The following is a 25,345-nucleotide window of genomic DNA, read 5'->3' as shown; positions in this document are numbered from 1 at the left end:
GTGTCCGCGCCCGACCGGCGGGCATGCCCGAATCTAAAAGAAACCAAGGTGATCTTTCCTCTATGGCTGATACGCACGTGCTCGAACCATCGCAAGCGGAAGACGAATTCGCCCTCGAACAGCGCCTCTATGAGGAGAGCCTTCGAACGCTCGACGAAGGTCAGGTCCTCACCGGCCTGATCGTCGCGAAGACGAACGACGAACTGCTCGTCGACATCGGCGGCAAGTCCGAAGGCATCGTCACATCCCGCGAGCTCTCGCCCGGGATGTCGGTCGCAGACCTCAAGGTCGGCGATACGCTCGAAGTGCTCGTCCACCGCATCGACGGCGACGGCGACGGCACGCTCTACCTTTCCGAAAAACGCGCGCGCGCGCTCAAGACGTGGACGAAAGTCCTCGAAGCGCACGAGCAGAACGAAGTCGTCACGGCGACAGTCACGCAAGTCGTCAAAGGCGGCGTGCTCGTCGACCTCGGCATGCGCGGTTTCGTGCCGGCATCGCAGATCCGCCGTCATCCCGTGGGCAACCTCGACGAGCTCGTCGGCAAACAGTTGCGTCTCAAGGTCATCGACCTCGACCACAAGCGCAAGCGCGTCGTCCTCTCGCAGCGCGTCGTGCTCGAAGAAGAGCTCAACCAGAAGAAGCAAGAGCTGCTCGCGACGCTCCAAGCGGGGCAGATCCGCGAAGGCACGATCGTGCGGCTCGCGGATTTCGGCGCGTTCGTCGATCTCGGCGGCATCGACGGTCTCATCCACAACAGCGAGCTGTCGTGGTCGCGCATCAAGCACCCGAGCGAAGTCGTCAACATCGGCGACAAGGTCCAGGTCGAAGTGATGAAGTTCGACCCCGAAGCGAAGAAGGTAAGCCTCTCGCTCAAGCACTCGCTCGAAGATCCGTGGAAGAACGTGCCCGACCAACTCGTCGAAGGCACGGTCGTCCCCGCGACGCTCATCAAGGTGACGCAGAACTACTTGCTCGTCGAGATCCTGCCCGGCGTCACGGGCATGGTGCCGAAGTCGGAGTTCGACGGCCGCACGCCGCCCGCGACGGGCGAAACCGTCCAGGTCCGCCTCCTCTCGATCAACGTGCCGTCGCGGCGCATCACCGCAAGCGTCACAAAGGCGTCGTCGAACGACGGCGGCAACCCCGAGGTCGCGGAATTCCTCGCGAGCCAGCAGGCGCAAGAGTCGTCGATCGGCGACTCGCTCGAGGCGAACACCACCGAACCGTCGGATGCGGCGGGCGCGCCGGAGCCGCCCGACGCGTCGACCTCCGCCTCGTAAGAGGAGTCGTGGTCAAGCGGTCTGAGGGGCGGCATCACATGCCGCCCTTTTCAGCAGCGTGATCGTCGGCCTTACCGGCGGCATCGGCGCCGGCAAATCGTCCGTGGCGAAGCTGTTGGAAAAGCGCGGCGCGACGATCATCGACACCGACGTCATCGCGCGAGAGGTGGTCGAACCGCCAAGCCCCGTTCTCGATGAGATCGCGCGCGAATTCGGCGCGTCGGTTATCGGCCGCGGCGGCGCGCTCGACCGCGAAGCGCTCGCGCGTATCGTCTTCAACGACGAATCCCGCAGGCAGCGCCTCAACGAGATCACGCACCCCGAGATACTCAAGCGCGTGCTCGCGCGCATCGGCAGCTATCCGCCGTCGGCGGTCGTCGTCGTCGTGGTGCCGCTGCTGTTCGAATCTGGCTTCGATCGCAATTGCAACGCCGTCATCGCGGTGACGGCCCCCGAGCCGGCGCGCATCGCGCGCGTCATGCGACGCGACCACATGGCCGAGGCCGAGGTCCGCGCACGGATGCGCGTACAGTTGCCCGAATCAGGGTACGATGGCAAAGCGACGTGGATCATCCGCAACGACGGCGATGAGATCGCGCTCGACGCCGAAGTAGAAAAGGTCTGGGCGGAGCTTGCGAAGGCATCCGGTCGGGCCGGCTGAACGTATACACGTACGGAGGCGCATGGAAATGGATAGGCGTTCTTTCGTATCGATAGCGGCCCTCGGCGCGACGGGTCTGGCACTCGGCATCCGGGCAAAGATCGCGCGCTCCGCGGACGCTTCGACCGTGCACTACGAAGTCGAGCATACCGATGCCGAGTGGCGCAAGCTCCTGACGCCCGCGCAGTACGCGGTGCTGCGGCAGTCGGGGACGGAATACGCATTCTCGAGCCCGCTCGACGAGGAGAAGCGCCCCGGCACGTACGCGTGCGCGGGTTGTGCGCTCGACTTGTTCTCATCGAAGACGAAATTCGACAGCGGCACGGGGTGGCCGAGCTTCTACGCACCACTCAAGAACGCAGTCCTGACGAGCCGCGACGACTCTCTCGGGATGGATCGGACGGAAGTGCATTGCCGGCGGTGCGGCAGCCATCTCGGCCACGTCTTCGATGACGGGCCGCCGCCGACGGGCCTGCGTTACTGCATGAACGGCGTTGCTTTGACGTTCAAACCGTCGTAGCGACGGCCGTCTTCGAGCAGACGCGTCACCGTCACGAACGTATACCCCTCGGAGCGCAGACGATCGATGATGATCGGAAGCGCTTCGATCGTCCTATACTGCCCGTTGTGCATGAGGATGATGCCGCCCGGCGTCGCCTGGTCGAGCGTGCGCTTGACGACGAGCGCAGGCGAGATGTCCTTCGTATCCTCCGGGCTGTCGCTCCAAAAGATCGTGTCGTAGCCCATCGCATGCGCGAGCGCGACGACCCGATGATCGAAGCGGCCATGCGGCGGGCGGAATAGCTTCAGGGGCGCGCCCACGAACGGCTCGAGCAGAGTCGCGTCCTCGGAGATCTGGGCGGCGATCTGCGGGCCCGACAGCTTCGTCAGCTTGTAGTGATTGAACGTGTGGTCGCCGACCTCATCGTCGTCGGCGACGATCCGCTTGACGAGCTCGGGGAACTCCTGCGACGAGCGGCCGACGAGGAAGAACGTCGCGACTGCGTGCGAGCGCTCGAGCTCGTGGAGGAGCAGATCCGTATAGAACGGATACGGTCCATCATCGAAGGTAAGCGCGATCTCTTTGCGCCGCATCGGAACGCGCCAGACCTCGCCGAGCGGTCCGACCCCGTCGACAGGCGACGTCCGGGAAGTTCCATCGATGCTCGTCACCGGATGCTGTGGCAGCGAGACCGGGCGTTTCGGCGCCGCGTTCGCGATCTGCGGCGCGACGGCGATACTCGCGATGATCGCGACGACGGTCGCGCGACGGATCATCGCGGCACCTCGGGCGCCACCCAGACGCGACCGAACGCGCCGAGGAAACCGAGGTCGGTCATCTGATTTCCGTCGTCGATCTTCTCGTAGACGCTGCGATCGGCGGAGACCGAGAACACCGTGTTCTCGACGGTCGTCGCTTCGGATTGCGGTACTGGCACGGTCGCCCAGATGTCGACATGCTGGACTTCCGGGAAGCGGTCGAAGGTCGTGCGGATAAGCGTGACGGCCTCGGACGCGAGCTCGTCGAGGCTCAGGTCTTCGGGCTCGTGCGGGATGCGGCCGGATATGCGGATCGCCGCCGACTCGTACCCGCCCGCGTCGAACGCGTACACCTTAAGGACGTTGTGCGTCGACAGCGCTTCGTAGGTCGCGAAGAATAGACTGTTTTCGACCGATGGATCGACGCCTTCGATCCACGGCTTGCGCTCCGTCGAAGGCCCGACGGCCGCCGGCTTCAGCGGCAGATGCGCGGCGCTCGTCTCGGACGCGAACGCGCAAGACGTCGCGACAACAAAAGCCGCGAAGCCGGCGATGACGCCCACCCAGATCGATCTCACGTTATGATAACGATTCCTTACTCGCGATAGTCGCGAGCCGCCGGTACGCTCCTAGGACTCATTATAGCGCGAGCCGCCCGCCGGTCAAGGCCGGACGAGCCGGCGAAAAGCCTACAAATCGCGTCCGCGCCGCAAGACACGGCCGCCCTTTGCTCCCGTCGAACGCCCATCGCGTACGACCGCGACGCCATTGACGAAAACGTGCGGCAAGCCTACGGGATACCGGTACGGATCCTCATACGTCGACATATCGGCGATAGCCGCCGGGTCGAAAGCGGCGATATCGGCGTGCCAGCCCTCCTTGAGCTCGCCGCGATCGCGAAGGCCGAGGCGCGTCGCAGGCAGTCTCGTGGCTCGCCGCACCGCCTCTTCGAGCGCGAGCAGCCGCGTATCGCGCACGTAGCGTTTGAAGATGCGCGGGAACGTACCGAACGCGCGGGGGTGCGGCTTGCCGCGCGCGGTTATGCCGCCCACAGAGCGCACGGATGCATCGCTTCCGATCGACGTGTGCGCGTACGACAGCACCGTCCGGACGTCGTCCTCGCACATCGTGAAGAAGATCGCCGCGACTTGCAGCCGCTCTTGCACGAGCAGATCGAGCGCGACGGCGACCGGCCGCCGCTGTTGCGATTGGGCGATCTGCTCGACGGTCATACCCTCGAACCTCCGATTCTTCTCCGTCGCGACCGCCGCGATCATGACGTCCTTCCACCGGTCCGCATATTCGAGCTCGACACGCGCCGCGACGAGCGAGGCATAGCCTTTGTCAGCCAGCCGCGTTGCAACCGCATCGGCCGAGCCGACGTTGACGTCCTTCGGCAAGATGACGTCGAGCCCGGTGCTCGAGGCTTTGTACGGGTACTGATCGAGCACGACGTCGTTGCCGGACGCCCGCGATCGCTCGACGAGCGCAAGGCTGTCATGCACTTTGCCCCAGTTCGCCTTGCCGGACGCTTTGTGGTGCGACAACTGCACGCCGACGCCGGCGCGCGCGCCGATCTCGAGCGCCTCTTCCACCGCCTCGATGAGGTCGCGACCTTCGCTTCGGATGTGCGATGCGTATAGCGGGCTGCCTGCGGCGCGAGCCGCCGATGCGAGCGCCGTCAGCTCGGCGATGTCGGCGAAGCGACCCGGCGGATAGATGAGCCCCGACGAGATGCCGATCGCGCCTTGCTCGCACGCGTCGCGCACGAGATCGCATTCGCGGCGCAGCGCCTCCTTGTCGAGCGGCGTGTCGTCGAGGCCGCCGACGGCCGCGCGAGTCTCGCCGCATCCCACGAGCGTGCAGAAGTTCATCACGGGTTCAGCAGAATCGAGCGCATCGAGAAACGCGCCGATCGTCGACGTCTCTAGATCGAATCCGTACGCCTCTTTGAAACGCTGCTTGCGACTATTGAATTCGTCTTGGGACAGCGGTCCGGGAGATGAGCCGCAATTGCCACCGACTTCGGTCGTGACCCCTTGTCGGATCTTCGCGTCGGCGAGCGGATCAACGAGGAGAATCTCATCGGAATGGCCGTGCATATCTACGAAGCCTGGCGCGATCGCGAGGCCCGTGCAATCGAGGCGTTCCGCAGCGTCGGCCGTAGAACAATCGCCGATGCGCGCGATCTTGCCGTCCTTGAGCGCGATATCTGTATGGTACCCGGGCGTCCCGGTACCATCGACGATGAGACCACCGCGAAGAATGACGTCAAACACAATATGGGACCGATTTCAGCTGCCGGTTTAGCGTCTGCCCTCTCGGGTACACGTACATTGATATCACGCGCGGGCGGTTCCTCGCCCCGCTCGATATCATTACCCTTGTTGCCGTAAGAATAGGTGATTCATGATCCGGACGAAGGAAATAGCCAAGGATCGGCTGGGCGGCGAGATGTCCGTGCGTGAAGCCGGCAAACGTGGCGGCGACGCCGTACGGGCGAAGTACGGTGCGTCGTTCTACGAAGAGATAGGCCGCAAAGGCGGGGAAGTCACCAAAGAGCGCCACGGCGCAGAGTTCTACGAGAACATCGGACAAAAGGGCGGCAATGCGGTCAAGGACAAATACGGACCCGGTTTTTACGAAGAGATCGGGCACAAGGGCGGGCAGAAAGTAAAGCGCCTCATCGAAGAGGCGAAGCGCTCGGAACGTTGACCCTTCCGCCTCCTTCTCTTCCGGATGGAGGCTCATGACGGCTCGACCTGACGGCACCGCTCTCGCGCCCGCTCGCGCGACGGACCCGCAGGATATGATGGGGGCCATCCTCGGCCTCCCGGAGCAGTGCTCGGCGGCTACGATCATCGGATCCACTGCGGATCTGGCGGCCGCCGAGCGCAAGCGATTCGACTCGCTCGTCATCGCGGGCCTCGGCGGCTCGGCGATCGGCGGCGATCTGCTCCGTGCGTGTTATCAGTCCGTGCTGCGCTGCCCGGTCGAAGTCGCTCGCGACTATCATCTGCCGGCGTACGTCGGACCCGATACGCTCGTATTCGCGGCGAGCAATTCCGGAAATACCGAGGAGACGCTCTCGGCGTACGATCAAGCGCGCCGAGCCGGCGCCACGATCGTCGCGTTCACGACCGGCGGCGAGCTCGGAAAGCGCGCGTCGCGCGACGGCGTTTCTCTCGTCACGTTTCCAGGCGGCTTGCAGCCGCGAGCATCGCTCGGCTACGGGTTCATCCCGCTCGTCGTCGCCTCGGCGCGGCTCGGCCTGTTGCCGTCGCCGCTCGTCGATGACATCGACGAGGCGGTCGCGACGATGCGCGGCGTCCGCGATCGGTGCAATCCCGACGCTCCGGGCGATGAGAACGTCGCGCGATCACTCGCGTCGAGTTGGCGCGGCAAGCTGCCCGTCATCTACGGCTCTCAAGGCGAGCGCGGTGTCGCCGCATATCGCTGGAAGACGCAGATAAACGAAAACGCGAAGGCGTATGCGATCTCGAACGTCTTTCCGGAGCTCAACCATAACGAGACCGTCGGTTGGAGCGGCGCGCACGGACAAGGCAATCCGGAGAAGGTGTTGCGCCTTTGCATTCTTCGCGACGACCGCGAACCCGCGCACATAAAGCGGCGTGTAGAGCTCACCAAGAAGATCATCGCCGAGCACGTCGACGGGATCGACGAGGTCTGGGCCACCGGCGAGAGCGCGCTCGCGCGGATGATGTCGCTCATCTACGTCGGAGATTTCGCGTCCTGTTACCTCGCGTATGCGTACGGCGAAGATCCGACACCCGTCAAAGTCATCGATTGGCTCAAGTCCGAACTCGCCAAACCCTACTTCGCATCCTGATAGTTTGGGAGCGGTCGAGATTTATCTCGACCGCCGCGGCCTTTCCAAAATAGCGCCGCGAGATGTCGCGCTCGCGGGGACGCGGCGGAAGTCGGGAAATACTTGCCTTCCGCCGCTCGATTCCGGCGGCTTTCGCCGCCTCCAACGCCCCGCTTAGCGCGACACCCTCGCACCGCTCGGAACGCAAAGTTTGTGTGCGTCGTCGGATGGCCCCAATTGCGGGGCGTCTGAGGCGCCGAGGAGGCGCCGAAGCCGAGCGGCGTTAGGTCAGTTTGCCCCGATTCAAGCCGCGTCCCCGCAAGGGGCCATCCGGCGACGAGCGGATATTCCTTAAGGGCTCGGTGATGGTACGTTTATTGGAGTGGCGATCGGGAGCGGGGCCGCGGAGACGAGCGGGGCCGGCGAGGGAATCTTGAAGTAATCGATCGTCGTGTCGCCGAGCTGCGAAGCGCCGCTTTGCAGATTGACCGTCATGTGGGTCGTGTGCATCGTCGTACCCCGATAGAGGAATGATGTCGGTCCCGGACACGTCAGCATCTGACTCGCCTGATTCCAATACGCGTCGTCGGTTTGGAGATCGTCCGGCAAAGCCTGATCCGACGACCAGACGTGGACGCCGCCCGTCGCGGAATAGTTCTGATTGCGCGAGTCGACCGTGACGAGCCCGGCCTTCAGGCGATACGCAGGGCGGCCTTCACGGAAAAACGTCGCGTTGCGGACGTCATGGTACGTCGTCGTGAAGCCGTCCGGTGAGACCTCGCTATTCGACGCCTCGAAGTACCAGCCGCTCTTGCCGTTTTGTCCTTCGCTGACGATGCCGCGCATGGTGATGAGATTCGCGCCCGGTCCGCTCGGAGCTTCGGGCGTGAGCAAGCCGGCGACGAGCAGGTAGACGAGATACGCGACCACCGCGCCGCCGAGGACCCAGCCCCAAGTGCCTGGCCGGCGCAGAGCCGCGCGAAGCGTTCCGATCACGATCGCCCACGCCTCGAACGCCAGCCGTGCGCGACGCGGCGGCGCGGATAAAGCCCCCACGCAAGCGTGGCTCCCGCGAGCACCAACAACCACCAGATGCCCCAGCGCAAGTAGGGCGCGTCGACTGGCGCGCCGATCTCACCCGCGAGAACGCCCGACGCGCCAAGACCGAGGCTTTCGACGACGCGGCCCTTCGGATCGATGATCTCGGAGATACCCGTGTCACCGCCGCGCACGAGCCAGCGGCCGGTCTCTACGGCGTCGACGATCGACATCTCGGCGTGCTGATACGGTCCGGATGTGTCTCCGAACCACGCGTCGTCCGTGACGACGATCAGCGCGCCGGCGCCGGCGTTCGCGATCTCGCGCGCGTAGGGCGCGAAAGCGGACTCGTAACATACGAGCGGTCCGATGCGCACGCCGGCCGCGTCGAACAGCTCCGGCCCGGTGCCCGACGAGAAGTGCGATGCTTCGGCGAATAGCGGCACGCCGCGCAGCGCGTGTTCGAACGGCAGATACTCGGCGAACGGCACGAGGATGTGCTTGTCGTATTTCTTCACGAATACGCCGGATGGCGATATTTCGAGGACCGAGTTGTAGAGCGTATCCGCTTGCGGCCGATCGATCGCGCCCGCGATGAGCCACACGTCGTTCGCGGTGGCGAGCCGCTCGAGGAACGCGAGCAGCGGCGGGTTTTGAAGCGGGTTCGACGTGATCGCGGTTTCGGGCCAGACGACGACGCGGGCGCCCTGCGCGGCGGCGCGATGCGTCAAGTCGGAATAGACCGCCATCGTGTGTTCGAAAACCGCCGGCGACCATTTCTCTCGCTGCGAAATGCCGCCTTGCGCGACGGCGACGCGAACCGAAGGCGGATCGACGGCGATGCGACTGCGCGCGAGATCCGCCGCGCCGACAATCGCCACGATCGCTGCGATCGCGACGATGCCGGCGGTACGTCCGTTTCGAGAACCTGCGACGATTCCGAGCAGCGCCGAGTTGCACAGCGCGATGATCGCGCTCATCGCGTAGACGCCCCCAAAAGCCGCGACGGGCAGAAGCCACTGCGCATGGGCGCCGACGAGCCCGAGCTCGCCGAAGGGAACGCCCGACGCGCCGCGCGTCCGCACCGATTCGACGAGCAGCCAAGCAGATGGAAGCGCGAAAACGGCCGTCGCACCGATCTCGCCTTGGCAGACGAGCGACGTGAGCGCACCGACACCTGCGAACGACAGGCCTTCGAGCGCGGCGAGCAAGACGCCGGCGAGCAGCTTCCACTCTCCGATGTAATCGCCGAGCGAGTTCGTCATCCACAAACACATGACGAAGAAGAAGATCGTTCCGCTCAGCCAACCGTCGAGGAACGCGCGCTTCCAGGACGACTTCGACCACGACCAGAAGAGTGGTGCCAACGAGACGAGCGCGAGCGCGCTCACGTCGAGTTTCGGGTAAGCCATCGACAGGGCGAGCGGCGGCACGATGGCGACCCCAAGGCGGAGGAGCATGCCGGCTCTCGCCGGCGCTGGGCTCCCCGCGAACAGCTCACGGGTCACAGAAGACATGCGCGTATCGTTCCGGTCGATAGGATTGGGGCTCGGCGCCGCGGTCGCGGCGGTCGTCCTTTCCTTCACCGCGTGCGGGCGCGGTCCCGTCGAGCCTATCGGGTTGCCGACGGTACCGACGATCACGCTCGAGCTCTTCGTCCAGGGCGCGATCGTGCCGAGCGAAGGCGACTACATCTTCGTCCTCAACGCGAACACCGGCGTAGCCCCGAATTTCGTCAACATCAACGTCAAAGCGGGCGAACAACCCGGCGAGCCGACCATCCTCGAAGCCTACGGGTTGCAGCCCCCTCCGTTCACCCATTGGGATCAAGCACTCGTATACGGCGATGCTCCGAGCGGGCTGCCGAACTGCGTCCTCGCTCCGGTCGGCACGTTCTTCTACTGCTACAAAGCGGTGAGCCAGAACGGCGGTCAGATAACGATCAGGTTCATCCCCATCGTCATGACGCCAGGCACGTTCACGTTCAACCCGTCCGGCAACGGCGGTTCGGGCGTCGGCAATGCGATCATCTTGCGGCTCCCGCTTTCGTGCTTGTCGATTTTCGCCGGCTCCAACACGCAGTCGTGCGACACGGTCACTTCGAACGTCACGCAGATCTACGTCAACCTCATCACGCTCGACTCGTCCGGCGTAGCACAAGACCAGCTCGCGTGCCTCTCGGGTCAGCTTTTCCCAGTCGACGTCACCGTCTCGAACACACAGGTGTTCACGAAGTCGACCACCTGCACCGGGCCGCCCGACGGAAATCAAGACCTCAACATCACCGGCGGCTTGGTCCAGGTGCAGATTCCCGGATCGAAACCCTCTCCGAGTCCAAGCCCGAGCCCAAGTCCGAGCGCGTGAAGGTGGCGTACACACGTCGCTACTGAGAGCCGAAGCTCTGCGGCAGCAGTGATCCGCCTTGGTTGGTGAAACCAAAGGTGACGCCTTCGCCAGGGAACGCGAGTAGGCTTAGGCTCAGGTCGACCTCGTGCAGCGGCTGCAGATACGACACGCGCACGAGATAACAGTTGTTGACGTTATGGGTCAGATAGTAGTTCTGGCCCTGCAGCCCGTGCAGCTTGAAGTCGTAGTTCGCGAGCATCTGGAAGTAGTCGTCCTTGCCGACCGGCGTCTGCAGCTGGATGCTCATCGGTGAGAAGCCCGTACCATGCGGATCGAAGCTCGTGCCGAGCGTCAGCGATGCGAACGGACCGGGCGTCGTCGTCAGCTGATATGCGATCGAGCCTTGGAAGTGCTGGAGCACGTCGTACGTCGACGACGCGGTGAAGCGGTAGTAACTGCCGTTGTACACATCGAGCGCTTCGGTGTACGTGTTCGACGATACGTCGCCGTCGAATGATTCGAGCGGCGTGAAGCCGCGGATGCTGTTCACGGCGTAGCCGAACGTCGTATCCGCGTGCGTGCCGTAGAGCGTATGGACCGAGAAGTCGTCGCCGAAGAGTCCACGCAGGTCGCCCGTGCCGTACGCGTCCTGACGAACCGTCGCCGAGGCGGTGAGATCCGTGTTCCCGCCGATCCGGAACAGTGCGTCCCCGAGTTGGACACCCGCTTCGAGACGCGATGTCTCGACGTGCTGCGTCGTGAAGCCGAATGTCTCGAACGGGTCGTCGTAGACGCCGCCGATGAGCGTGATATCGACCGGGATGCGCTGGTCGATCTCGAACGGGTGCGCGTTCAGCGTCAGTTCGGGCAGCTTCTGGAAGGCGGGGAGGTCGGTGCGGATGCCGCCGAGGTTCGCGTACTGATAGCCGTGGCTCGTCTCGATCGTGAGATCGCCGTCGAGCGCACGTCCGCCGAAGTGCGTGTCGGTGTTGAAACCGACCGAGTGCGAGAACGACGAGCCGAGTATGTGCGTGTTGTTCACCGAGATGTTGAACTGCTGGCTGAGGAATTCCGAGAACTGGATCGTGTGGCTGAAGAGCAGTCCGAGCGACGAGTTGCCGCCGCTGTTCTGGAACGTGAGGCCGTAGTTCGTCTGCGTCCGTGCTCCAAGATGCGCGAGCGAGACGTTCGCTTCGGTCTGCGGCGGGATGTTGCCGGTGACGAACGACTGACCCGAATATCCGAAATTGACCGTCGCGTTGAGGTGAGCTCCTAGCGGCTCTTGCGCCGACAGGCTGCTCTGGAACGTGCTCTTCTGTCCGGTGAGCAGCTGCTGCTGCGTGTTGCTCCGCAAGTCATACAGCGTGATCGTCGCCTGACCGCGGCCGTCTTGCCGGTAGAGATAGAGGTCGGCTCCGAGCCCGATGCCGACCTTTTGGTAATAGTCGACATGGTACGTGCCGTAGTAGTACGGGCTGCGGTAGAAATTGATGAACGTCTTGACGAACCAGCCGAAGGTCGAATTGTAGCCGACGCGCGGTGCGAGCGCTTCCGGATGCTGCGCCGACGCCTTCGAGAGCGGGATGACGAGGATGCCGAGCGCGGCGACGAGATACTTGCCGAGGTAGAGGTGCGAGTTGTGCGCGATGATGCGGTCGCCGGGCCGCACCTCGATCTCGTTGCCGGTGATGTGATACGCGACGTGGCTCAAGTCGCACGTCGTTATCCAGCCGTCCTCGAGGATCGTGTGGCCGTCGCGATACGACGTCGCCTTCTTGGCCTTGTAGTAGACGTAGCCTTGTATCGGCTCGCCTTGCGCGTAGAGCGACGAGCTCTGGCCGACGACGTCGGTCATCGAGACGTGGCCGTCGACGGTGTCGTAGTCGAGGGTTTGCGCCGTCGCCGTGTCGCCGTTCGCATCGACGAAGTGGACGTGTCCGGTCGCACTGATCACTTTGGTCGAGGCGTGGTAGACGGCTTGATCGGCGATGATGTCGACGTCTGCGTACTTGATGTCGACGTGCCCGAGAGCGGTGATATCGCCGGTCGGTCCGCCGTTGCCGAACATCTGATCCGCGGTGACCTTCGCCGAGCCTTGCGGCAGCGGCAACGTCGTCGAGGTCGGACCAGGCGACGGCGCGACCTCGCCCGACGGAAGCGGCGACGGGATCGGCAACGGTGAGTGGTAGATGGTGGGGATGTCGTCGGCCGGAGTCGCGTACGGATTCGCGTAGAAGGGCAGCGCGCTCGCGCCGGGCGACGGCATGGGATCCGCTACCGCGGGCGTGCGGCCCGCTTGCGCGACGAGAAAAATCCCCACGAGCCACGCCGCGGCGACGATTCCGCCGACTCGGGCGGCTCGGTCAGACGAGCGACCGAAGGTCAACCTTCAGCGCTCTTCTCGAATCAGGAGCGCGAGACCGATGACGCCGAACAGGATGTTCGGGGTCCATGCTGCGAGCCACGTCGACATGATGCCGTTCTTCCCCATCGCATTAGTGGCAGCCATGAACAAATAGTAGACGACCATCGCTGCGATCGTCATGAGAGCCCCGACGGCCCGGCCGTGCCGGCCGAAGCGCGCCGCGAGCGGCAACGCCATGATGACCGCGATGAAGCTCGCGGCCGGCATCGCGAATTTTTCCGCGAGCACCATCTCGTCCTGACGCGCGTCTTCGCCGCTCGATTTTTCCGCGTCGACCTGCTGCTTCAGCTGTTTCGAGTTCATCTCGAAAGCCGTCAGTTGACCGCCGTACAGCGCTTGCGTATCGCCGATCGGGATATCCATCTCCTTGAAACGTTGCTGCGCGTTGACGAGCCCATCCTTGCCCGTGTGGCTCTCGACGCCATCGTACAGCACGATCTTGTTCCCGGCCTGCCGCGCCGTCTGCGCCGTCCATCGGATCGGGAAGTACCCGGCCTGCATGACGAATATCTGAACGTCGTGCATGAGGCCGGTGGCCGAGTCGACGGAACCGACGAAGAGCGTGTACTGCTGCGAGCCGTTCGTCGTCTTGATTATCTGATTCGGCGCGATGATCGGCTGGCTCGAATGGTAGGCGATCTGGCGGAAGACGACGTCTGCTTGGCGCTCGGACGGCGGAGCGAGGTTCTCGTTGACGAGGAACGCGAGCCCGAACATGATCGCACCGACGACGTAGCCGGGCAATGCGATGCGGTGGAGCGGCACGCCGCTCGTACGCAACGCGGTGAGCTCGTGATCGCCGGCGAGCCGACCGAAGCCGAGCATGACGCCGCACAGCGTCGAGAACGGAAGGACGAGGTACATGAGCGCCGGCAGCTGGAGAACCAGCCAGCGCATCGTCATGTCGACCGGGATGCCCTTGCCGAATATGAAGTCGGCCGCGAGGTAGAGCATGTTGACGGTCATGAACAGCGTGATCGCGATGAAGCCGAATGCGAACGGGCCGAGCATCTCCTTGACGATGTATTTGTCGAGGATCTGGAGGCCGAACGAGAATCCGCGCCGGCGTACCTGCGGCTCCGGTTCCCAATGTCCGCCCGATAGCCAATCGAGCCGATCGGCCGCGCCATGGCCGATGTCGGCCGGCTCGGTCACCGGGCGCAGGCTTGTCGCGAACGCCGGACGGCCGGGGCGGGCGCTATCCATGAGCTTACGGATGCGACGACGAGGCGCGATAGAGCGACGTCACGTCGCGCACGTACGCCTGCGTTTCTGCGAACGGCGGAATGCCGTGATATTTCGCGACCGCGCCGGAGCCGGCGTTGTACGCGGCGAGCGCGAGGCGGACGTTCCCGCGATACTGACGGAGCAGGTCGGCGAGGAGCGCCGTGCCGCCTGCGACGTTCTGCGCGGGATCGAACGGATCGCTAACGCCGTACGCGTCGGCCGTGCCGGGCATGAGCTGCATCAGTCCCATCGCGCCCGCGGACGAGATCGCCGACGGATCTTCGCCGGATTCTTGATGGATGACCGCGCGGACGAGCTGCGGATTGACGCCGTGCTCGGCGGACTGTTGCGCGATGATCGAGTTGAGAACGGATGGCGCGATCGAGTGCGGTCCGTCGCCGAACGGAAGAAAACCGCCGCCGCTGCAGCCAGCCGCGGCCGTCGCGAAGATGATGACGAGGCTGACGACGGTGGTCCGGCCCGAAGATCTCGTGGACGCCATCCGGGTGGCAACTCCTGTCCCAATGTGCGGTCGATTCGGCGGCGTCGACCGCCCCGAAACGTATAGCAATAGTATCGGCTAACCGTCGCCCCGAAAAGGGACTTTCGGTGAGAGCAAGGTCCCGGCCCCCCGCACGGGCTGCCGCACGGCTGGTAGCCGAAGCCGAAAAGACCGCATATAAACGGCCGAGAGATGTGACCTGGAGCGCGCCCCAGCGATCAGGGGCGGATCAGACTACACTCGCGCGCGCCTGCCGGCGACAGTCCGGTAGCAATCCGGGCAATAAACCGGCTTGTCCGGGCGCGGCGAGAACGGCACTTGTGTCGCGGCGCCGCACTGCGTGCATACGGCGTCGTACATCGCCCGCTCGCCGGTCTGGGAACCGCGATCGCGCTTGCGGGCCTGACGGCACGCGGCGCATCGGGTCGGCTCGTGCTCGAAGCCCTTTTGCGCGTAGAAGTCCTGTTCACCGGCGGTGAAGATGAACTCCGCACCGCAGTCCCGGCAAATCAGGGTTCGGTCTTGATAAGCCACTAGATATTCCTCGAATTCCGCCATTTGGAAACGCAAGAATTGGCCGCGGCCAATGACGGATGGCCGCAAGCGGTAGGATGACTCTAGCATGCCGCCTCCTGAAAAGCAACCACACCGGGCGCGAGGCCGCGCCCTCTCGTCGCCGAAACGAAGCGCACTATGAACGCATCGATCGCCCGTCGGCTCGCGCCGGCATTCGTCCTCGCGCTCGCCCTTGCCGTGCCCAAGCCGGCCTGGGCAGCCTCGCCCGGCATCGGCACGCTCGCGCCGGACTTCAAATTGCAAAGCACGAGCGGCCACACGATGTCGCTCTCCGATCTGCGGGGTCACGTCGTCGTGCTGAACTTCTTCGCGACGTGGTGTCCGCCGTGTCGCGCAGAGACGCCCGATCTCGTCGCCGCCGCGAAGAAATATTCGGGCAGCGACGTCGTGTTCTTCGGCGTCGACGACCGCGAGCAGATGCCGCTCGTGCAAGTGTGGGCGAAGGGCAAGGGCGTCCGCTTCCCGCTCGTCATGGATTCGACAGGTTCCGTCGAAGAGATGTACGACGTGCGTGCGATCCCGACGACGTATATCTTGGACCGCAACGGCGTCATCCGCTACCGGCAGCTCGACCAGTTGGAATCGTCGACGCTGACCGGCGCGCTCGACGCGGTCGTCGCTGATAGGCCGGTGCCCGAGACGAAGATCGCGCAGTCCTTCGACGACACCGCGGCGTCGTCGCTGGCGACGGTGCGAGCTGCGCTCGCCGCCGGCAACCCGGCCGATGCGATCGATGCCGGCAAGAAGGGCTCGGACAAGCTCACGTCTATCCAGAGCGGCGACGGCTCTTCTTCCATAGATTACTTCAAAGCCACGCAGGAGCTCGACGCGCTCTACACGGCGCTCGGCGATGCGTACGACGCGCGGGCGAAGACCGAAACGGGCGCCCCCGCAAATGCGGATCTAGCGCAAGAAGCGCTCCAGCGCGGACAGGTCGCCGAAGATCGGGAGCAATTCGCGCAAGCGTACGCCGCATACGGTCAGGCCGTTACCCTCGATCCGTCGACCGCGAGCGACGCGTACAACGGGCTGTATCTCGCCGCGGTCGAGATGAAGGATCACGATAAGGCTGTGGCCGCGGGCAAGGCGCTTGCCGCTGCGGTGCCCGACGATCCGGAAAGCTGGATGACGCTGACCTCAGCCGACCTCGGGGCGAAAGACTATCCGGACGCGCTCGACGCCTCATCGCACGCGCTGGCGCTTGCGAGCGCGGCGTACGCGAAGAAGCCGACCGATGACAGCGCGAAGCACGAACTCGCACGCGCTTGGCTCAAGTTCGGGCGCGCGGAGATCGCCGCGGGTAACAACGCGGCGGGCCAGGCGATGATGCTTGACTCTGCGGCGGCCCAGCCTAACTCGATGGTCGCCGAAGAGGCGAACGAGCAGTATGCGGCGCTCGAGCCGGCGGACATCGCGATGACTATTTCCGGCGCCTCCGCCGCGCACGCGCTGAAGGCTTCGCCCGCGAAGCTCTGGGTGCTCGTGAAAAATCCGTCGTCAGTGGCGCGGTCCGTCAACCTCGCCGCGACCGGACTTCCGGACCACTGGCTGCTCTCGTTCTGCTACGCAAAAGTGTGTCAGCCGTTCAAGAGCACGATCAACCTCGCCGCCAACGGATCGATGCGCGTCGAACTGCAAGTCGTGCCGCTGGCCGATAGCGGCGGCCCGTGGTCGATGCACGTGAAGGCGGACGGCGGTTCGACCGCGTCGGTCACAATCGCGTCGAAGACCGCGAACGCGATCGCAACGGTCTCAGCCAAGCCCAGCACCTAGCCACATAACAGAGGGAGCGGTCGAGATTCATCTCGACCGCCGCGGCCTCGAAGTACGATTCCAAAAAGGGAGACGACCGGCTAACGCGGGTCGTCTCTCTGTAAGATCGCGGCGGTCGAGCTAAAGCTCGGCCGCTACACTCATTAAGTTTTGACAATCCGCCGATTATTGGAGTATAGTGGGTGAAAGTGGCTCAAAGTGGGGTCTGGTGCACCTTCGATGACCGCTCTCCCGAAGTTTACGGGACAGTTCGAACACTCCCTCGACGACAAGGGCAGGTTGACCATTCCCGCCCGGTTGCGGGGGCGTTTGGGCGACCACTTCGTGCTGACGATCGCGCCCCCGGAGTTGTGCCTCGCGCTCTATCCCGAGCCCACTTGGTCGGAGTTCTGCACTAAGCTCGAATCGGCGACGCGCAAGGATGCGCGTTACCGGAGCTTCGTCCGCCATCTCTTCGCGAACACCGAGGAGGTGTCGCTTGATGCTCAAGGCCGTGTCGTCGTGCCTCAACCGTTGCGCGACTATGCGGAGATCGACAAGGACGTCGTGCTCGTCGGCACGTTGACGCGTGTCGAAGTGTGGTCGGCGCCCGCTTGGCGGAAGGCCGGCGGCGCGCCCGACGGCATGGCGGATCTGATGACGGAGCTTGGACTTTACTAGCCATGCTCCGGTCATGCTGGAGGAGAGCGTCGATCTCGTCCTCTCCGAGCGCGCGCTCGGCAGCGGAGCGACGATCGTCGATGCGACCTTCGGCGCGGGCGGCCACACGAAAGAGATATTGTCGCGGCAGCCTTCCGGCCGCGTCATCGCGCTCGATGCCGATCCGGCGGCGGTCGTGCGCGCGGTCGAACTATCGAGCCGGTACCCGGGCCGCCTGACAGCGGTCCACTCGAACTTCGCCGATCTCGACGAGGCGCTCGAAGAGCTCGGTGTGGACGGAGTTGACGGCATCCTGTACGATCTCGGGCTCTCGTCGATCCAGCTCGCAGACGCCGAGCGCGGTTTCTCGTTCGCCGGCGACGAGCCGCTCGATATGCGCTTGGATCCGACGACCGGCGACCCGTCGGCGGCCGATCTGCTCAACACACTGTCCGAGCGGGAGCTCGCCGACCTCATCCATGCAAACGGCGACGAACGTTTCGCGCGCCGCATAGCGCGCCAGATCGTCACGCGCCGCGCGCGATCGCCGCTGCGCAAGACGTCGGATCTCGTCGCTGCCATTCTCGCGGCGCTGCCTCGCAACGCATCGCGCGGCAAGATCCATCCGGCGACGCGCACCTTTCAGGCTCTGCGGATGGCGGTCAATCACGATGTCGAGCGGCTTGAGCGGAGCCTCGCCGCGGCTGCGCGCCGTCTGCGTCCGGGCGCACGAGCCGTCGTCATCAGCTACCATTCCGGAGAAGACCGGTCGGTGAAGCGCACCTTCCGCCGCTGGGAACACGACGGTCTCGCGACCGTGATAACGCGCAAGCCGATGACGCCGACGGTCGAGGAGACGAAAGCGAATCCGCGCAGCAGGAGCGCGAAGCTGCGCGCCGCGGAGCGGCTTTCCGCGCAGACAGAACCGCCGCACGAGATCACGGAGGATCGAGGATGGCGCTAGCAGCTCGCGTCTATCAGCACGACGATCTCCCCGATCGGCCGTCGACCAAACCTCGCCCGCGCGTCATCCGAAAGACGCGGCTCGTCAAGGTCCGTCTCGACCGGACGGTGCGGCTCGGCCTTCTCGTCGCGCTGCCGATCGCGCTCATCGTCACGTACGTCTGGCTGACCGCGCAGCTGACGGCTCAAACCTACAGGCTGCACGACGACCAAGCATTGCGCAACGCGCTCGTCCAGCGCGACAACGAGCTCCGCCAGCAAGTCGCGCAGCTCGAATCGCTGCCGCGCCTCGAATCCGCCGCCGCGAAGCTCCACATGCACGTGCCGCAGAGCGTCGCGATCGTCGCGCCCTCACACGCTGCCACGACGAAGACCGCGACCTCGATCGCAGCCACGATCGACGGGCTACGCAAGTGGCTCCACATCTAAAGGATAAAGAACGCGTCAGGCTGCGGATCCGCTCCGCGGTCGTCTTTTGGACGTGCGCGGCGATCGCCGCGCTCTTGCTCTGCCGCCTCTACGGCGTCCAAGTCCGCGACGGCGCCGCTCTCGCGGCCGGCGCGGGCGACGAACACCAGTCGACCATCGCCGTCGACGGCAAACGCGGCGACATCGTCGATCGTTTCGGCGTACCTTTCGCGACGGATCTTCCATCGTCGGCGATCTACGCCCAGCCTACCGACGTGGAGAATCCGAAGAAGGCGGCTGCAGAGCTTGCGCCCGTGCTGCACGAGCAGCCGGCGGGAATCGAGTCGGCGTTGACATCGAAGGAATCGTTCGTCTATCTGAAGCGTGACGTTCCGAAGGACGTCGCCGCCGCCGTCGATCACCTCGATCTTCGCGGCGTCGCGACGAGCGACGAACCTCTCGGTCTGCGCGTCGATCCGCAGGGAAGGATCGGGTCGACGGTCGTCGGTTTCACCGGCGTCGACAATCAAGGCCTTGCCGGCATCGAGTACGCGTTCAACGACGTGCTGCGCGGCAAGCCCGGCCGGATCGTCGAGAGCACGGACAACGCCGGCCGGCCGATCCCGTTCGGCGGCCGCGTCGTCCAGCCGGCCGTCGTCGGCGACACGGTCGTCCTCACGGTCGACCGCATGCTCGAGTTCGAAGCCGAGGCCGTCATCAGATCCGTCGTCGAGAAATACGATGCTCAGGACGGGTGCGCGATCGTGCTCCGGGCGCAGACCGGCGAGATCCTCGCGCTCGCGAACTATCCGAACTACGATCCCAACGATTTCAGCGCATCGCCAGCGACGTCGTGGTCCGACCGCGCCATCGCCGACCCATACGAGCCGGGCTCGACGTTCAAGCTCATCACCGCGACCGCCGCGCTCGACTCGGGCAAGGTGTCGCTGACCGACACGTTCCCGGCGCTCGACGCGATCGAAGTCGGCGACCGAATCATCCACAACGCCGACGACGGGTTGATGGCATCCGGGCACAGCGAAGAGACGCTCGACGACATCATCGCGTACTCGCACAACGTCGGCGCCGCCGAAGTCGCGATGCGCGTCGGCAAACAGACGATGTACGACTACATCCGGCGCTTCGGTCTCGACGAGCCGACCGGCGTCGATCTTCCCGGCGAGAGCGGCGGACTCGTCGGCACGCCGGACACGTGGTACGGCTCGCGTCTCGCGACGATCGGCTTCGGACAAGGCGTGTCGATCACGGCGCTCCAGCTCGCGCGCGCATACGGCGCGATCGCGAACGGCGGAGAGCTCATGCGTCCGCTCATCGTGCGATCGCTCGTCGCGCCGAACGGCAAGGTCATCAAGACGTATGCGCCGCAACAACAGGGTCGCGTCATGAACGTCCAGACGGCGGCGGAGCTCTTGAAGATGCTGCGTGACGTCTTCGCGCACGGCACCGCGAGCGCGATCACTATGCCGGGCTATGCGCTCGCCGGGAAAACCGGCACCGCGCAGATGGTCGTCGACGGCTCGTACGTCCTCGGCGCCTACACCGCGTCGTTCGTCGGAATCGTTCCCGCCGATCGGCCGCAGTACGTCATCCTCGTCAAAGTGGACAGGCCCGTCGGCGCCTACTACGGCAGCATCGTCGCGGCGCCCGCATTCCGCGACCTCGCGAGCCGCGTGCTTTGGCGCGAAGGAATCCTTCCCAAACGCCCGAGCGTCTCGATCGACGATCCCGACGCGCGCGCCGTCTCGCCCGCCGCGGGTGCTCCCGCCGCGCGAGGGATTGCCCGCGGGCACTAGTTAAATGACCCCGAACATGCCGAAATCGCTGGCGGAACTCATCGCCGGCGCCGGCCAAAGCTCCCTATCCGGCAACCCCGACGTCACCATCGCTTCGATCGCCGTCGATTCGCGCCGCGTGGAGCCCGGCGCGCTCTTCGTCTGTCTTCGCGGCGCACGCGATGACGGTCACGCGCACGTCGCCGAAGCGGTCTCGCGAGGCGCCGTCGCGGTGCTCGCCGAGCGACCGATCGCGGTGCCCGCAGGCATCGCGCTCGCGCGCGTGCCAGATGCCCTTGCTTCGCTTTCGCCGATCGCGGCGACGCTGTACGATCGTCCTTCGGAGAAGCTCACCATCGTCGGCGTCACCGGCACGAACGGCAAGACGACGACGACGCACTTCGTGGAATCGATCGTGGCAGCGGCGGGGCGGCCATTCGGCCTCGTGGGGACGCTCGGCGCTCGCCTTCGCGGCGTTTTCGATACCCAACTCGAGAACACGACGCCGTTCGCGCATGAAGTGCAGCGGCTGCTTGCCGAGTTCCGCGACGCGGGCGCCGAAGGCGCGGTGCTCGAGGTGTCGAGCCATTCGCTGAAGCTCCATCGCGTCGATGACGTCGCGTTCGATGTGGCGACGTTCACGAACCTCACCCAAGACCACCTAGACTTCCATCCGACGTTCGACGACTACCGCGCGACGAAGCGCCGTCTTTTCGAGATGACAAGCAAGAGCGGCGGAGTCGCCGTCCTCAATGCCGACGATCCGGCGTTCGAACTGCTCGGCGCGCCGGTAGCGCGGCGCATCACGTTCGGCGTAAGCAATAGATCGGCGACGCTTCACGCCTCCGACATCGAGCTCGACACACGCGGTTCACGCTTCACGGTCGGCGCGGTGCGGCCGGCGCGTTTTGAGATCCGGCTGCCTGGACCGTTCAACATCTCGAATGCGCTCGCCGCGATCGCGACTGCGGTCGCGCTCGACGTCGACGTCGAAGCGATCGCGCAAGGGCTCTACGAACTCGAAGCGGTGCCTGGGCGCATGACGCGCGTCGAGGCCGGTCCGATCGGCGTCTTCGTCGACTACGCGCACACGCCCGACGGGCTCGCGAACGTGTTGCGCGCCGCGCGCGCGATCGCGACCGGGCGGCTGATCTGCGTCTTCGGCTGCGGCGGCGACCGGGATCCGCTCAAGCGGCCGCTCATGGGCAGGATCGCGCGCGAAGCGAGCGACGTCGCGATCGTCACGTCCGACAATCCGCGCTACGAAGATCCGGCGAAGATCATCGACGAAATCGTCGCCGGGATGGCGGGCCCGGGCGGCGCCTATGAAGTCGAGCCGGATCGCGAGCGCGCCATCGAGCGCGCGATCGCTGGCGCGAAGCCCGGCGACGTCGTCGTGATCGCCGGCAAAGGGCACGAGGCGTACCAGCTCGTGCGAGACGAGCGCCGTCCGTTCTCCGACGTCGCCGTCGCTCGCAGCGCGATCGCGAAGGTACGCGCGTGAGCCTGCTGACGATCGAGCGCTTCGCGCGCGTCGCGAGCGCGCGCTACGAACCTAGCAAAGCATCACACGACCGGCGCCTCACGGAAGCGGCGTTCGCGCCGTCGACGGATTCGCGAACTATCCAGGCCGGCGAAACGTTCGTCTGCCTGCGCGGTCCGAACCACGACGGGCATCGCTACGCCGACGTAGCCGCGCAGCGCGGGGCGATCGCCGTCGTGGCTGAAGAGGGCGCGTCGCTGCCGTCGGGCGTGGACGCACCCGTGCTTCGCGTCGCCGACACGAAGCGCGCGTACATGGCGGGCGCCTCCGAAGCGCGTTCTCGGGCCAAGCGTTGCACCGTGGTCGGCATCACCGGCAGCGTCGGCAAGACGACGGTCAAGTCGATGTGCGCGCAGCTGTTGCGCGAGAACCGCGCGACCATCGAAACGCCCGAGAACGAGAACAACGAGCTCGGTGTCAGCAAAGCATGCTACGCACTCGACGATTCGACTCGCGTTGCGGTCATCGAGATGGGAGCGCGCGCGCCGGGAGAGATCGCGGAGCTCGTCGACGTCGCGCGGCCGGACATCGGCGTTTTGACGAACGTCGGCGAAGCGCACCTCGAATTCTACGAAAGCCGCGAACAGCTCGCGCGGACGAAGTTCGCGCTCTTCTCGCGCGGCGCGAAGGCGGTGCTCAACGCGGCCGATGAGTGGTCGCGACGTTTGGCGCCCGAGTCGGGGGTCGAGCGATCCGCGGTGTGGGTGCGTCTGTGCGGCGACCCGCGCACGCAAGGACTCACGTTGGAGGCCGGCGTGCCCAAAGACGGGGCGGTCCCGCTCACATTTGGATCATCGCACGCCCTCGCGCGGTGGCGGCTCGTCGGCGAGCATCATCTTCGCGACGCGCTGCTCGCGGCGGGCGCTGCGATCCTCGCCGGTATGACGTTCGAGGAGGCGGCTGAACGGATCGGCGCTCTCGCGCTGCCGGCGGGCCGCTTCGAACAGCACGTCCTGGCAAGCCGCGCGATTGTCATCTACGACGCGTACAACGCGAGCCCGACGTCGGTCGCATCCGCGCTCGATGCGTTCGCGGAAGTGCCGGCGGCGCGGCGGATCGCTGTCCTCGGAAGCATGGCCGAGCTCGGCGCAGATGCGCCGGCGCAGCACGAAGTGACGGGTGCGACCGCGGCTCGATCCGGCATCGATGCGCTCTACTGCGGCGGTGTTTTCGCCGAGCGGCTCGCAGCTGGCGCTCGTGGTGCGGGGATGCCGCCCGATCGCATCTCCGTGTTCGCCGACAACGCCGGCGTCGCGGCGCGTTTGCGGGGACTGATCGGCGACGGTGACGCGGTGCTGCTCAAAGGTTCGCGCGTGCAGCGGATGGAGGAGATCCTCGCCGCGCTGCTCGGCGACGGCGAAGCATCGTGAACAGGCGCACGTTCGTCGTCGACGTCGAAGGGCTGCCGCCTCGGATCGTCGCGCTGCCGGTGCGGACCCCCGTCGTCCGGAGCGGCGATGATCTGCCGTCGCTCGTGGCCGGCTGCGTTCGCGGCATCGCATCGCCAGAGGACGTCGTCTGCATTTCCGAGACCGCCGTCGCGATCGCGCAGGGCAGGTCGATCGCAGCAGAGGCGATCCGCCCGACGATGCTCGCACGCATCTTATCCGATCGCGCCGGGCCCTACGCGACCGTCAGCCAGCCCGAGTCGATGCAGCTGGTCATGGACAGCGCGGGGACGCTGAAAGTGCTCGCTGCCGTGGCGGTGGGCGCGGCAGGCCGCCTCATCGGCCGTCGCGGCGATTTCTACCGCATACTCGGACCGACGATCTCCCAGATCGACGGCTACACCGGCACGATGCCGCCCTACGAGCGCCATATCGTCCTCGGACCCATCGATCCGGCCTCCCAAGCGACCGCGATCGCGGCCGCATGCGGCGCGCACGCGGCCGTCGTCGACGCGAACGATCTCGAGACGGTCGCGATACTCGGCGCGAGCGCCGGGGTCGACGAGGATGCGATCTGCGCGTGTCTTCGCTCGAATCCGCACGGCAACGGCGACGAGCAGACCCCGATCGTCGTGCTCAAGTATCGAGCGGCCACAGGTTCGCCGCCCGCAAGTCCACTCGTGCGAGCGGCGGCGCGATGACGTCGACCATCTGGCCGTTCGGCGCGGGTTTCATCGCATGCGCCATCATCGTGCCGTACCTCATCCAATGGCAGCACGGACGGCACCTCGGCCAGCAGATCTACGAAGACGGGCCGAAATCGCACGCCGCCAAGCAAGGCACGCCGACGCTCGGCGGGCTCGCGTTCATCGCCGCCGCGGCGCTCGGCCTCATCTTCACGAGCGGTGCCAACGACGCGAAGCTGTTCGTCCTCGCTGCGGGCGCCGGTGCGATCGGCGCCGCCGATGACTTCATCATCCTCTTCCGCCGGCGCGCGCTCGGCCTGAAGGCGCGTTGGAAGTTCGCGCTCCTCGCGCTCCTCGCCGTCGGGTACCTGTACTGGCTGCAATCGGGAACCGCCCCGCTTGGGTACGGCGAGGTTTGGTTCGGCACGATCGGTCTCGTGCTGCCCTCCTGGATCTGGTGGGTGCTGTCGCTCTGTGCGATCGTCGGCGCGGCGAACGCCGTCAACCTCACCGACGGCGTCGACGGGCTTGCGACGGGCACGGCCCTCGCACCGCTTCTGCTTTTCGGACTTGCGGCGCTGAGTTCGGTGACGCTCGCCGTCCTTGGCGCGTGCGTCGCCTTCCTCTGGTTCAATCGTCATCCGGCGAAGATCTTCATGGGCGACGCGGGGTCGCTGCTGCTCGGCGCTTTGCTCGCCGGCGCGGCGATCCAAAGCGGGTTGCTGCTTCTGCTACCGCTCGTCGGACTCGTCTACGTCGTAGAAGCGCTCTCGGTCATGGCACAGGTCGTCAGCTTCAAGCTCACCGGCAAACGCATCTTCAAGATGAGCCCGCTCCATCATCACTTCGAGTTGTCGGGCTGGAACGAGCGTTGGATCACCGCGATGTTCGTCACTGCGTCGGTCGTGATGACGCTCGCGGTGATGGTAGCCATCATCGCGACGAAGAATTTCATCGGCCCGGACGTGTTGCCGCCCGGCGGGTTGAGGCCGTCGCCATGACGAA

24 protein-coding genes are annotated in these 25,345 nt (G+C 65.4%); 15 read left to right on the top strand and 9 right to left on the bottom strand.

Annotation, left to right across the window (positions count from 1 at the left end; all coding sequences use genetic code 11):
• Positions 1-62: 62 nt before the first annotated feature.
• From VFO25_01495 to msrB, 3 genes are read left to right on the top strand one after another with little or no spacing between them, the layout of a single operon-like run.
• Positions 63-1,283, top strand: coding sequence for a S1 RNA-binding domain-containing protein (locus VFO25_01495; protein HET9341574.1), 1,221 nt, complete (start codon positions 63-65; stop codon positions 1,281-1,283).
• A 58-nt stretch (positions 1,284-1,341) separates the two neighbouring features.
• Complete coding sequence (gene coaE / locus VFO25_01490; protein HET9341573.1) at positions 1,342-1,944, top strand: dephospho-CoA kinase; 603 nt, start codon at positions 1,342-1,344, stop codon at positions 1,942-1,944.
• 28 nt (positions 1,945-1,972) lie between these two features.
• Positions 1,973-2,464 (top strand): peptide-methionine (R)-S-oxide reductase MsrB, encoded by a 492-nt coding sequence (msrB, locus tag VFO25_01485; protein HET9341572.1) that lies wholly within the window; start codon positions 1,973-1,975, stop codon positions 2,462-2,464.
• Here the strand turns inward: msrB and VFO25_01480 are convergent.
• From VFO25_01480 to VFO25_01470, 3 genes are all read right to left on the bottom strand, one after another.
• Entirely contained in the window at positions 2,422-3,222 is an 801-nt protein-coding gene (locus VFO25_01480; protein ID HET9341571.1) for a polysaccharide deacetylase family protein, read from the bottom strand. The two genes, msrB and VFO25_01480, sit on opposite strands and share 43 nt — an antisense overlap.
• On the bottom strand, positions 3,219-3,782 hold the full coding sequence (locus tag VFO25_01475; GenBank protein HET9341570.1) for a hypothetical protein: 564 nt from the start codon (positions 3,780-3,782) through the stop codon (positions 3,219-3,221). Before VFO25_01475 ends, VFO25_01480 begins: the two co-directional genes overlap by 4 nt.
• A 111-nt stretch (positions 3,783-3,893) precedes the next feature.
• A complete protein-coding gene (locus VFO25_01470; protein HET9341569.1) occupies positions 3,894-5,483 on the bottom strand; it encodes a D-aminoacylase in 1,590 nt (529 codons plus the stop codon).
• A 130-nt stretch (positions 5,484-5,613) separates the two neighbouring features.
• On the opposite strand from VFO25_01470, the gene VFO25_01465 reads away from it, so the two are divergent.
• Together VFO25_01465 and VFO25_01460 are read left to right on the top strand one after the other, a co-directional pair.
• On the top strand, positions 5,614-5,919 hold the full coding sequence (locus VFO25_01465; GenBank protein ID HET9341568.1) for a hypothetical protein: 306 nt from the start codon (positions 5,614-5,616) through the stop codon (positions 5,917-5,919).
• Positions 5,920-5,953: 34 nt separating this feature from the next.
• A complete protein-coding gene (locus VFO25_01460) occupies positions 5,954-7,054 on the top strand; it encodes a bifunctional phosphoglucose/phosphomannose isomerase (protein HET9341567.1) in 1,101 nt (366 codons plus the stop codon).
• A 330-nt stretch (positions 7,055-7,384) separates the two neighbouring features.
• On the opposite strand, the gene VFO25_01455 is transcribed toward VFO25_01460, so the two are convergent.
• A complete protein-coding gene (locus VFO25_01455; GenBank protein ID HET9341566.1) occupies positions 7,385-8,029 on the bottom strand; it encodes a hypothetical protein in 645 nt (214 codons plus the stop codon).
• Positions 8,026-9,588 carry an apolipoprotein N-acyltransferase gene (gene lnt, locus VFO25_01450; protein HET9341565.1) on the bottom strand — a complete coding sequence of 521 codons (1,563 nt, stop codon included), beginning with the start codon at positions 9,586-9,588 and terminating at the stop codon, positions 8,026-8,028. Before lnt ends, VFO25_01455 begins: the two co-directional genes overlap by 4 nt.
• Between lnt and VFO25_01445 the strand changes: the two genes are divergently transcribed.
• Positions 9,587-10,435, top strand: coding sequence for a hypothetical protein (locus VFO25_01445; GenBank protein HET9341564.1), 849 nt, complete (start codon positions 9,587-9,589; stop codon positions 10,433-10,435). The two genes, lnt and VFO25_01445, sit on opposite strands and share 2 nt — an antisense overlap.
• Positions 10,436-10,454: 19 nt before the next feature.
• Here the strand turns inward: VFO25_01445 and VFO25_01440 are convergent, their stop codons facing one another.
• The 4 genes from VFO25_01440 to VFO25_01425 form a co-directional block, all read right to left on the bottom strand.
• Positions 10,455-12,803: a hypothetical protein gene (locus tag VFO25_01440; GenBank protein ID HET9341563.1), complete on the bottom strand. Its 2,349-nt coding sequence runs from the start codon at positions 12,801-12,803 to the stop codon at positions 10,455-10,457.
• A 3-nt stretch (positions 12,804-12,806) separates the two neighbouring features.
• Positions 12,807-14,048, bottom strand: a complete 1,242-nt coding sequence (locus tag VFO25_01435; protein ID HET9341562.1) for an LptF/LptG family permease — start codon at positions 14,046-14,048, stop codon at positions 12,807-12,809.
• Between the two features lie 4 nt (positions 14,049-14,052).
• The gene (locus VFO25_01430; GenBank protein HET9341561.1) at positions 14,053-14,571 is read right to left on the bottom strand and encodes a lytic transglycosylase domain-containing protein; all 519 of its coding nucleotides are present in this window, start codon (positions 14,569-14,571) and stop codon (positions 14,053-14,055) included.
• A gap of 234 nt (positions 14,572-14,805) precedes the next feature.
• On the bottom strand, positions 14,806-15,129 hold the full coding sequence (locus VFO25_01425) for a zinc-ribbon domain containing protein (protein HET9341560.1): 324 nt from the start codon (positions 15,127-15,129) through the stop codon (positions 14,806-14,808).
• A 135-nt stretch (positions 15,130-15,264) separates the two neighbouring features.
• On the opposite strand from VFO25_01425, the gene VFO25_01420 reads away from it, so the two are divergent.
• The 9 genes from VFO25_01420 to mraY all read left to right on the top strand — a co-directional run bounded on the left by VFO25_01420 (position 15,265) and on the right by mraY (position 25,341).
• Positions 15,265-16,920, top strand: a complete 1,656-nt coding sequence (locus VFO25_01420; GenBank protein ID HET9341559.1) for a TlpA disulfide reductase family protein — start codon at positions 15,265-15,267, stop codon at positions 16,918-16,920.
• Positions 16,921-17,139: 219 nt separating this feature from the next.
• Positions 17,140-17,580, top strand: a complete 441-nt coding sequence (gene mraZ, locus VFO25_01415) for a division/cell wall cluster transcriptional repressor MraZ (protein HET9341558.1) — start codon at positions 17,140-17,142, stop codon at positions 17,578-17,580.
• On the top strand, positions 17,567-18,523 hold the full coding sequence (gene rsmH / locus VFO25_01410; GenBank protein HET9341557.1) for a 16S rRNA (cytosine(1402)-N(4))-methyltransferase RsmH: 957 nt from the start codon (positions 17,567-17,569) through the stop codon (positions 18,521-18,523). Before mraZ ends, rsmH begins: the two co-directional genes overlap by 14 nt.
• Positions 18,514-18,951: a hypothetical protein gene (locus tag VFO25_01405; GenBank protein ID HET9341556.1), complete on the top strand. Its 438-nt coding sequence runs from the start codon at positions 18,514-18,516 to the stop codon at positions 18,949-18,951. Before rsmH ends, VFO25_01405 begins: the two co-directional genes overlap by 10 nt.
• Complete coding sequence (locus VFO25_01400; GenBank protein HET9341555.1) at positions 18,936-20,744, top strand: penicillin-binding protein 2; 1,809 nt, start codon at positions 18,936-18,938, stop codon at positions 20,742-20,744. The genes VFO25_01405 and VFO25_01400 overlap by 16 nt, the downstream gene beginning before the upstream one ends.
• Positions 20,745-20,760: 16 nt before the next feature.
• Positions 20,761-22,227, top strand: coding sequence for a UDP-N-acetylmuramoyl-L-alanyl-D-glutamate--2,6-diaminopimelate ligase (locus tag VFO25_01395; protein HET9341554.1), 1,467 nt, complete (start codon positions 20,761-20,763; stop codon positions 22,225-22,227).
• Complete coding sequence (gene murF / locus VFO25_01390) at positions 22,224-23,636, top strand: UDP-N-acetylmuramoyl-tripeptide--D-alanyl-D-alanine ligase (GenBank protein ID HET9341553.1); 1,413 nt, start codon at positions 22,224-22,226, stop codon at positions 23,634-23,636. The genes VFO25_01395 and murF overlap by 4 nt, the downstream gene beginning before the upstream one ends.
• Positions 23,633-24,355 (top strand): coenzyme F420-0:L-glutamate ligase, encoded by a 723-nt coding sequence (locus VFO25_01385; GenBank protein HET9341552.1) that lies wholly within the window; start codon positions 23,633-23,635, stop codon positions 24,353-24,355. The genes murF and VFO25_01385 overlap by 4 nt, the downstream gene beginning before the upstream one ends.
• The gene (gene mraY, locus VFO25_01380) at positions 24,352-25,341 is read left to right on the top strand and encodes a phospho-N-acetylmuramoyl-pentapeptide-transferase (protein HET9341551.1); all 990 of its coding nucleotides are present in this window, start codon (positions 24,352-24,354) and stop codon (positions 25,339-25,341) included. The genes VFO25_01385 and mraY overlap by 4 nt, the downstream gene beginning before the upstream one ends.
• Positions 25,342-25,345: the final 4 nt, after the last annotated feature.

The sequence above is a fragment of the Candidatus Eremiobacteraceae bacterium genome (assembly GCA_035710745.1).
GTDB lineage: Bacteria > Vulcanimicrobiota > Vulcanimicrobiia > Eremiobacterales > Eremiobacteraceae > JANWLL01.
Note: the sequence above shows the minus strand (reverse complement) of the source record. Positions and strands in the feature narration are given on the sequence as shown.

Coding starts and splice junctions, on each gene's coding strand:
- VFO25_01405 (HET9341556.1), top strand. CDS start 18,514: ATGGCGCTAGCAGCTCGCGTCTATCAGCACGACGATCTCCCCGATCGG.
- VFO25_01495 (HET9341574.1), top strand. CDS start 63: ATGGCTGATACGCACGTGCTCGAACCATCGCAAGCGGAAGACGAATTC.
- VFO25_01460 (HET9341567.1), top strand. CDS start 5,954: ATGACGGCTCGACCTGACGGCACCGCTCTCGCGCCCGCTCGCGCGACG.
- VFO25_01425 (HET9341560.1), bottom strand. CDS start 15,129: ATGGCGGAATTCGAGGAATATCTAGTGGCTTATCAAGACCGAACCCTG.
- msrB (HET9341572.1), top strand. CDS start 1,973: ATGGATAGGCGTTCTTTCGTATCGATAGCGGCCCTCGGCGCGACGGGT.
- VFO25_01465 (HET9341568.1), top strand. CDS start 5,614: ATGATCCGGACGAAGGAAATAGCCAAGGATCGGCTGGGCGGCGAGATG.
- mraZ (HET9341558.1), top strand. CDS start 17,140: ATGACCGCTCTCCCGAAGTTTACGGGACAGTTCGAACACTCCCTCGAC.
- VFO25_01430 (HET9341561.1), bottom strand. CDS start 14,571: ATGGCGTCCACGAGATCTTCGGGCCGGACCACCGTCGTCAGCCTCGTC.
- VFO25_01480 (HET9341571.1), bottom strand. CDS start 3,222: ATGATCCGTCGCGCGACCGTCGTCGCGATCATCGCGAGTATCGCCGTC.
- VFO25_01435 (HET9341562.1), bottom strand. CDS start 14,048: ATGGATAGCGCCCGCCCCGGCCGTCCGGCGTTCGCGACAAGCCTGCGC.
- VFO25_01445 (HET9341564.1), top strand. CDS start 9,587: ATGCGCGTATCGTTCCGGTCGATAGGATTGGGGCTCGGCGCCGCGGTC.
- VFO25_01395 (HET9341554.1), top strand. CDS start 20,761: ATGCCGAAATCGCTGGCGGAACTCATCGCCGGCGCCGGCCAAAGCTCC.
- lnt (HET9341565.1), bottom strand. CDS start 9,588: ATGTCTTCTGTGACCCGTGAGCTGTTCGCGGGGAGCCCAGCGCCGGCG.
- mraY (HET9341551.1), top strand. CDS start 24,352: ATGACGTCGACCATCTGGCCGTTCGGCGCGGGTTTCATCGCATGCGCC.
- VFO25_01420 (HET9341559.1), top strand. CDS start 15,265: ATGAACGCATCGATCGCCCGTCGGCTCGCGCCGGCATTCGTCCTCGCG.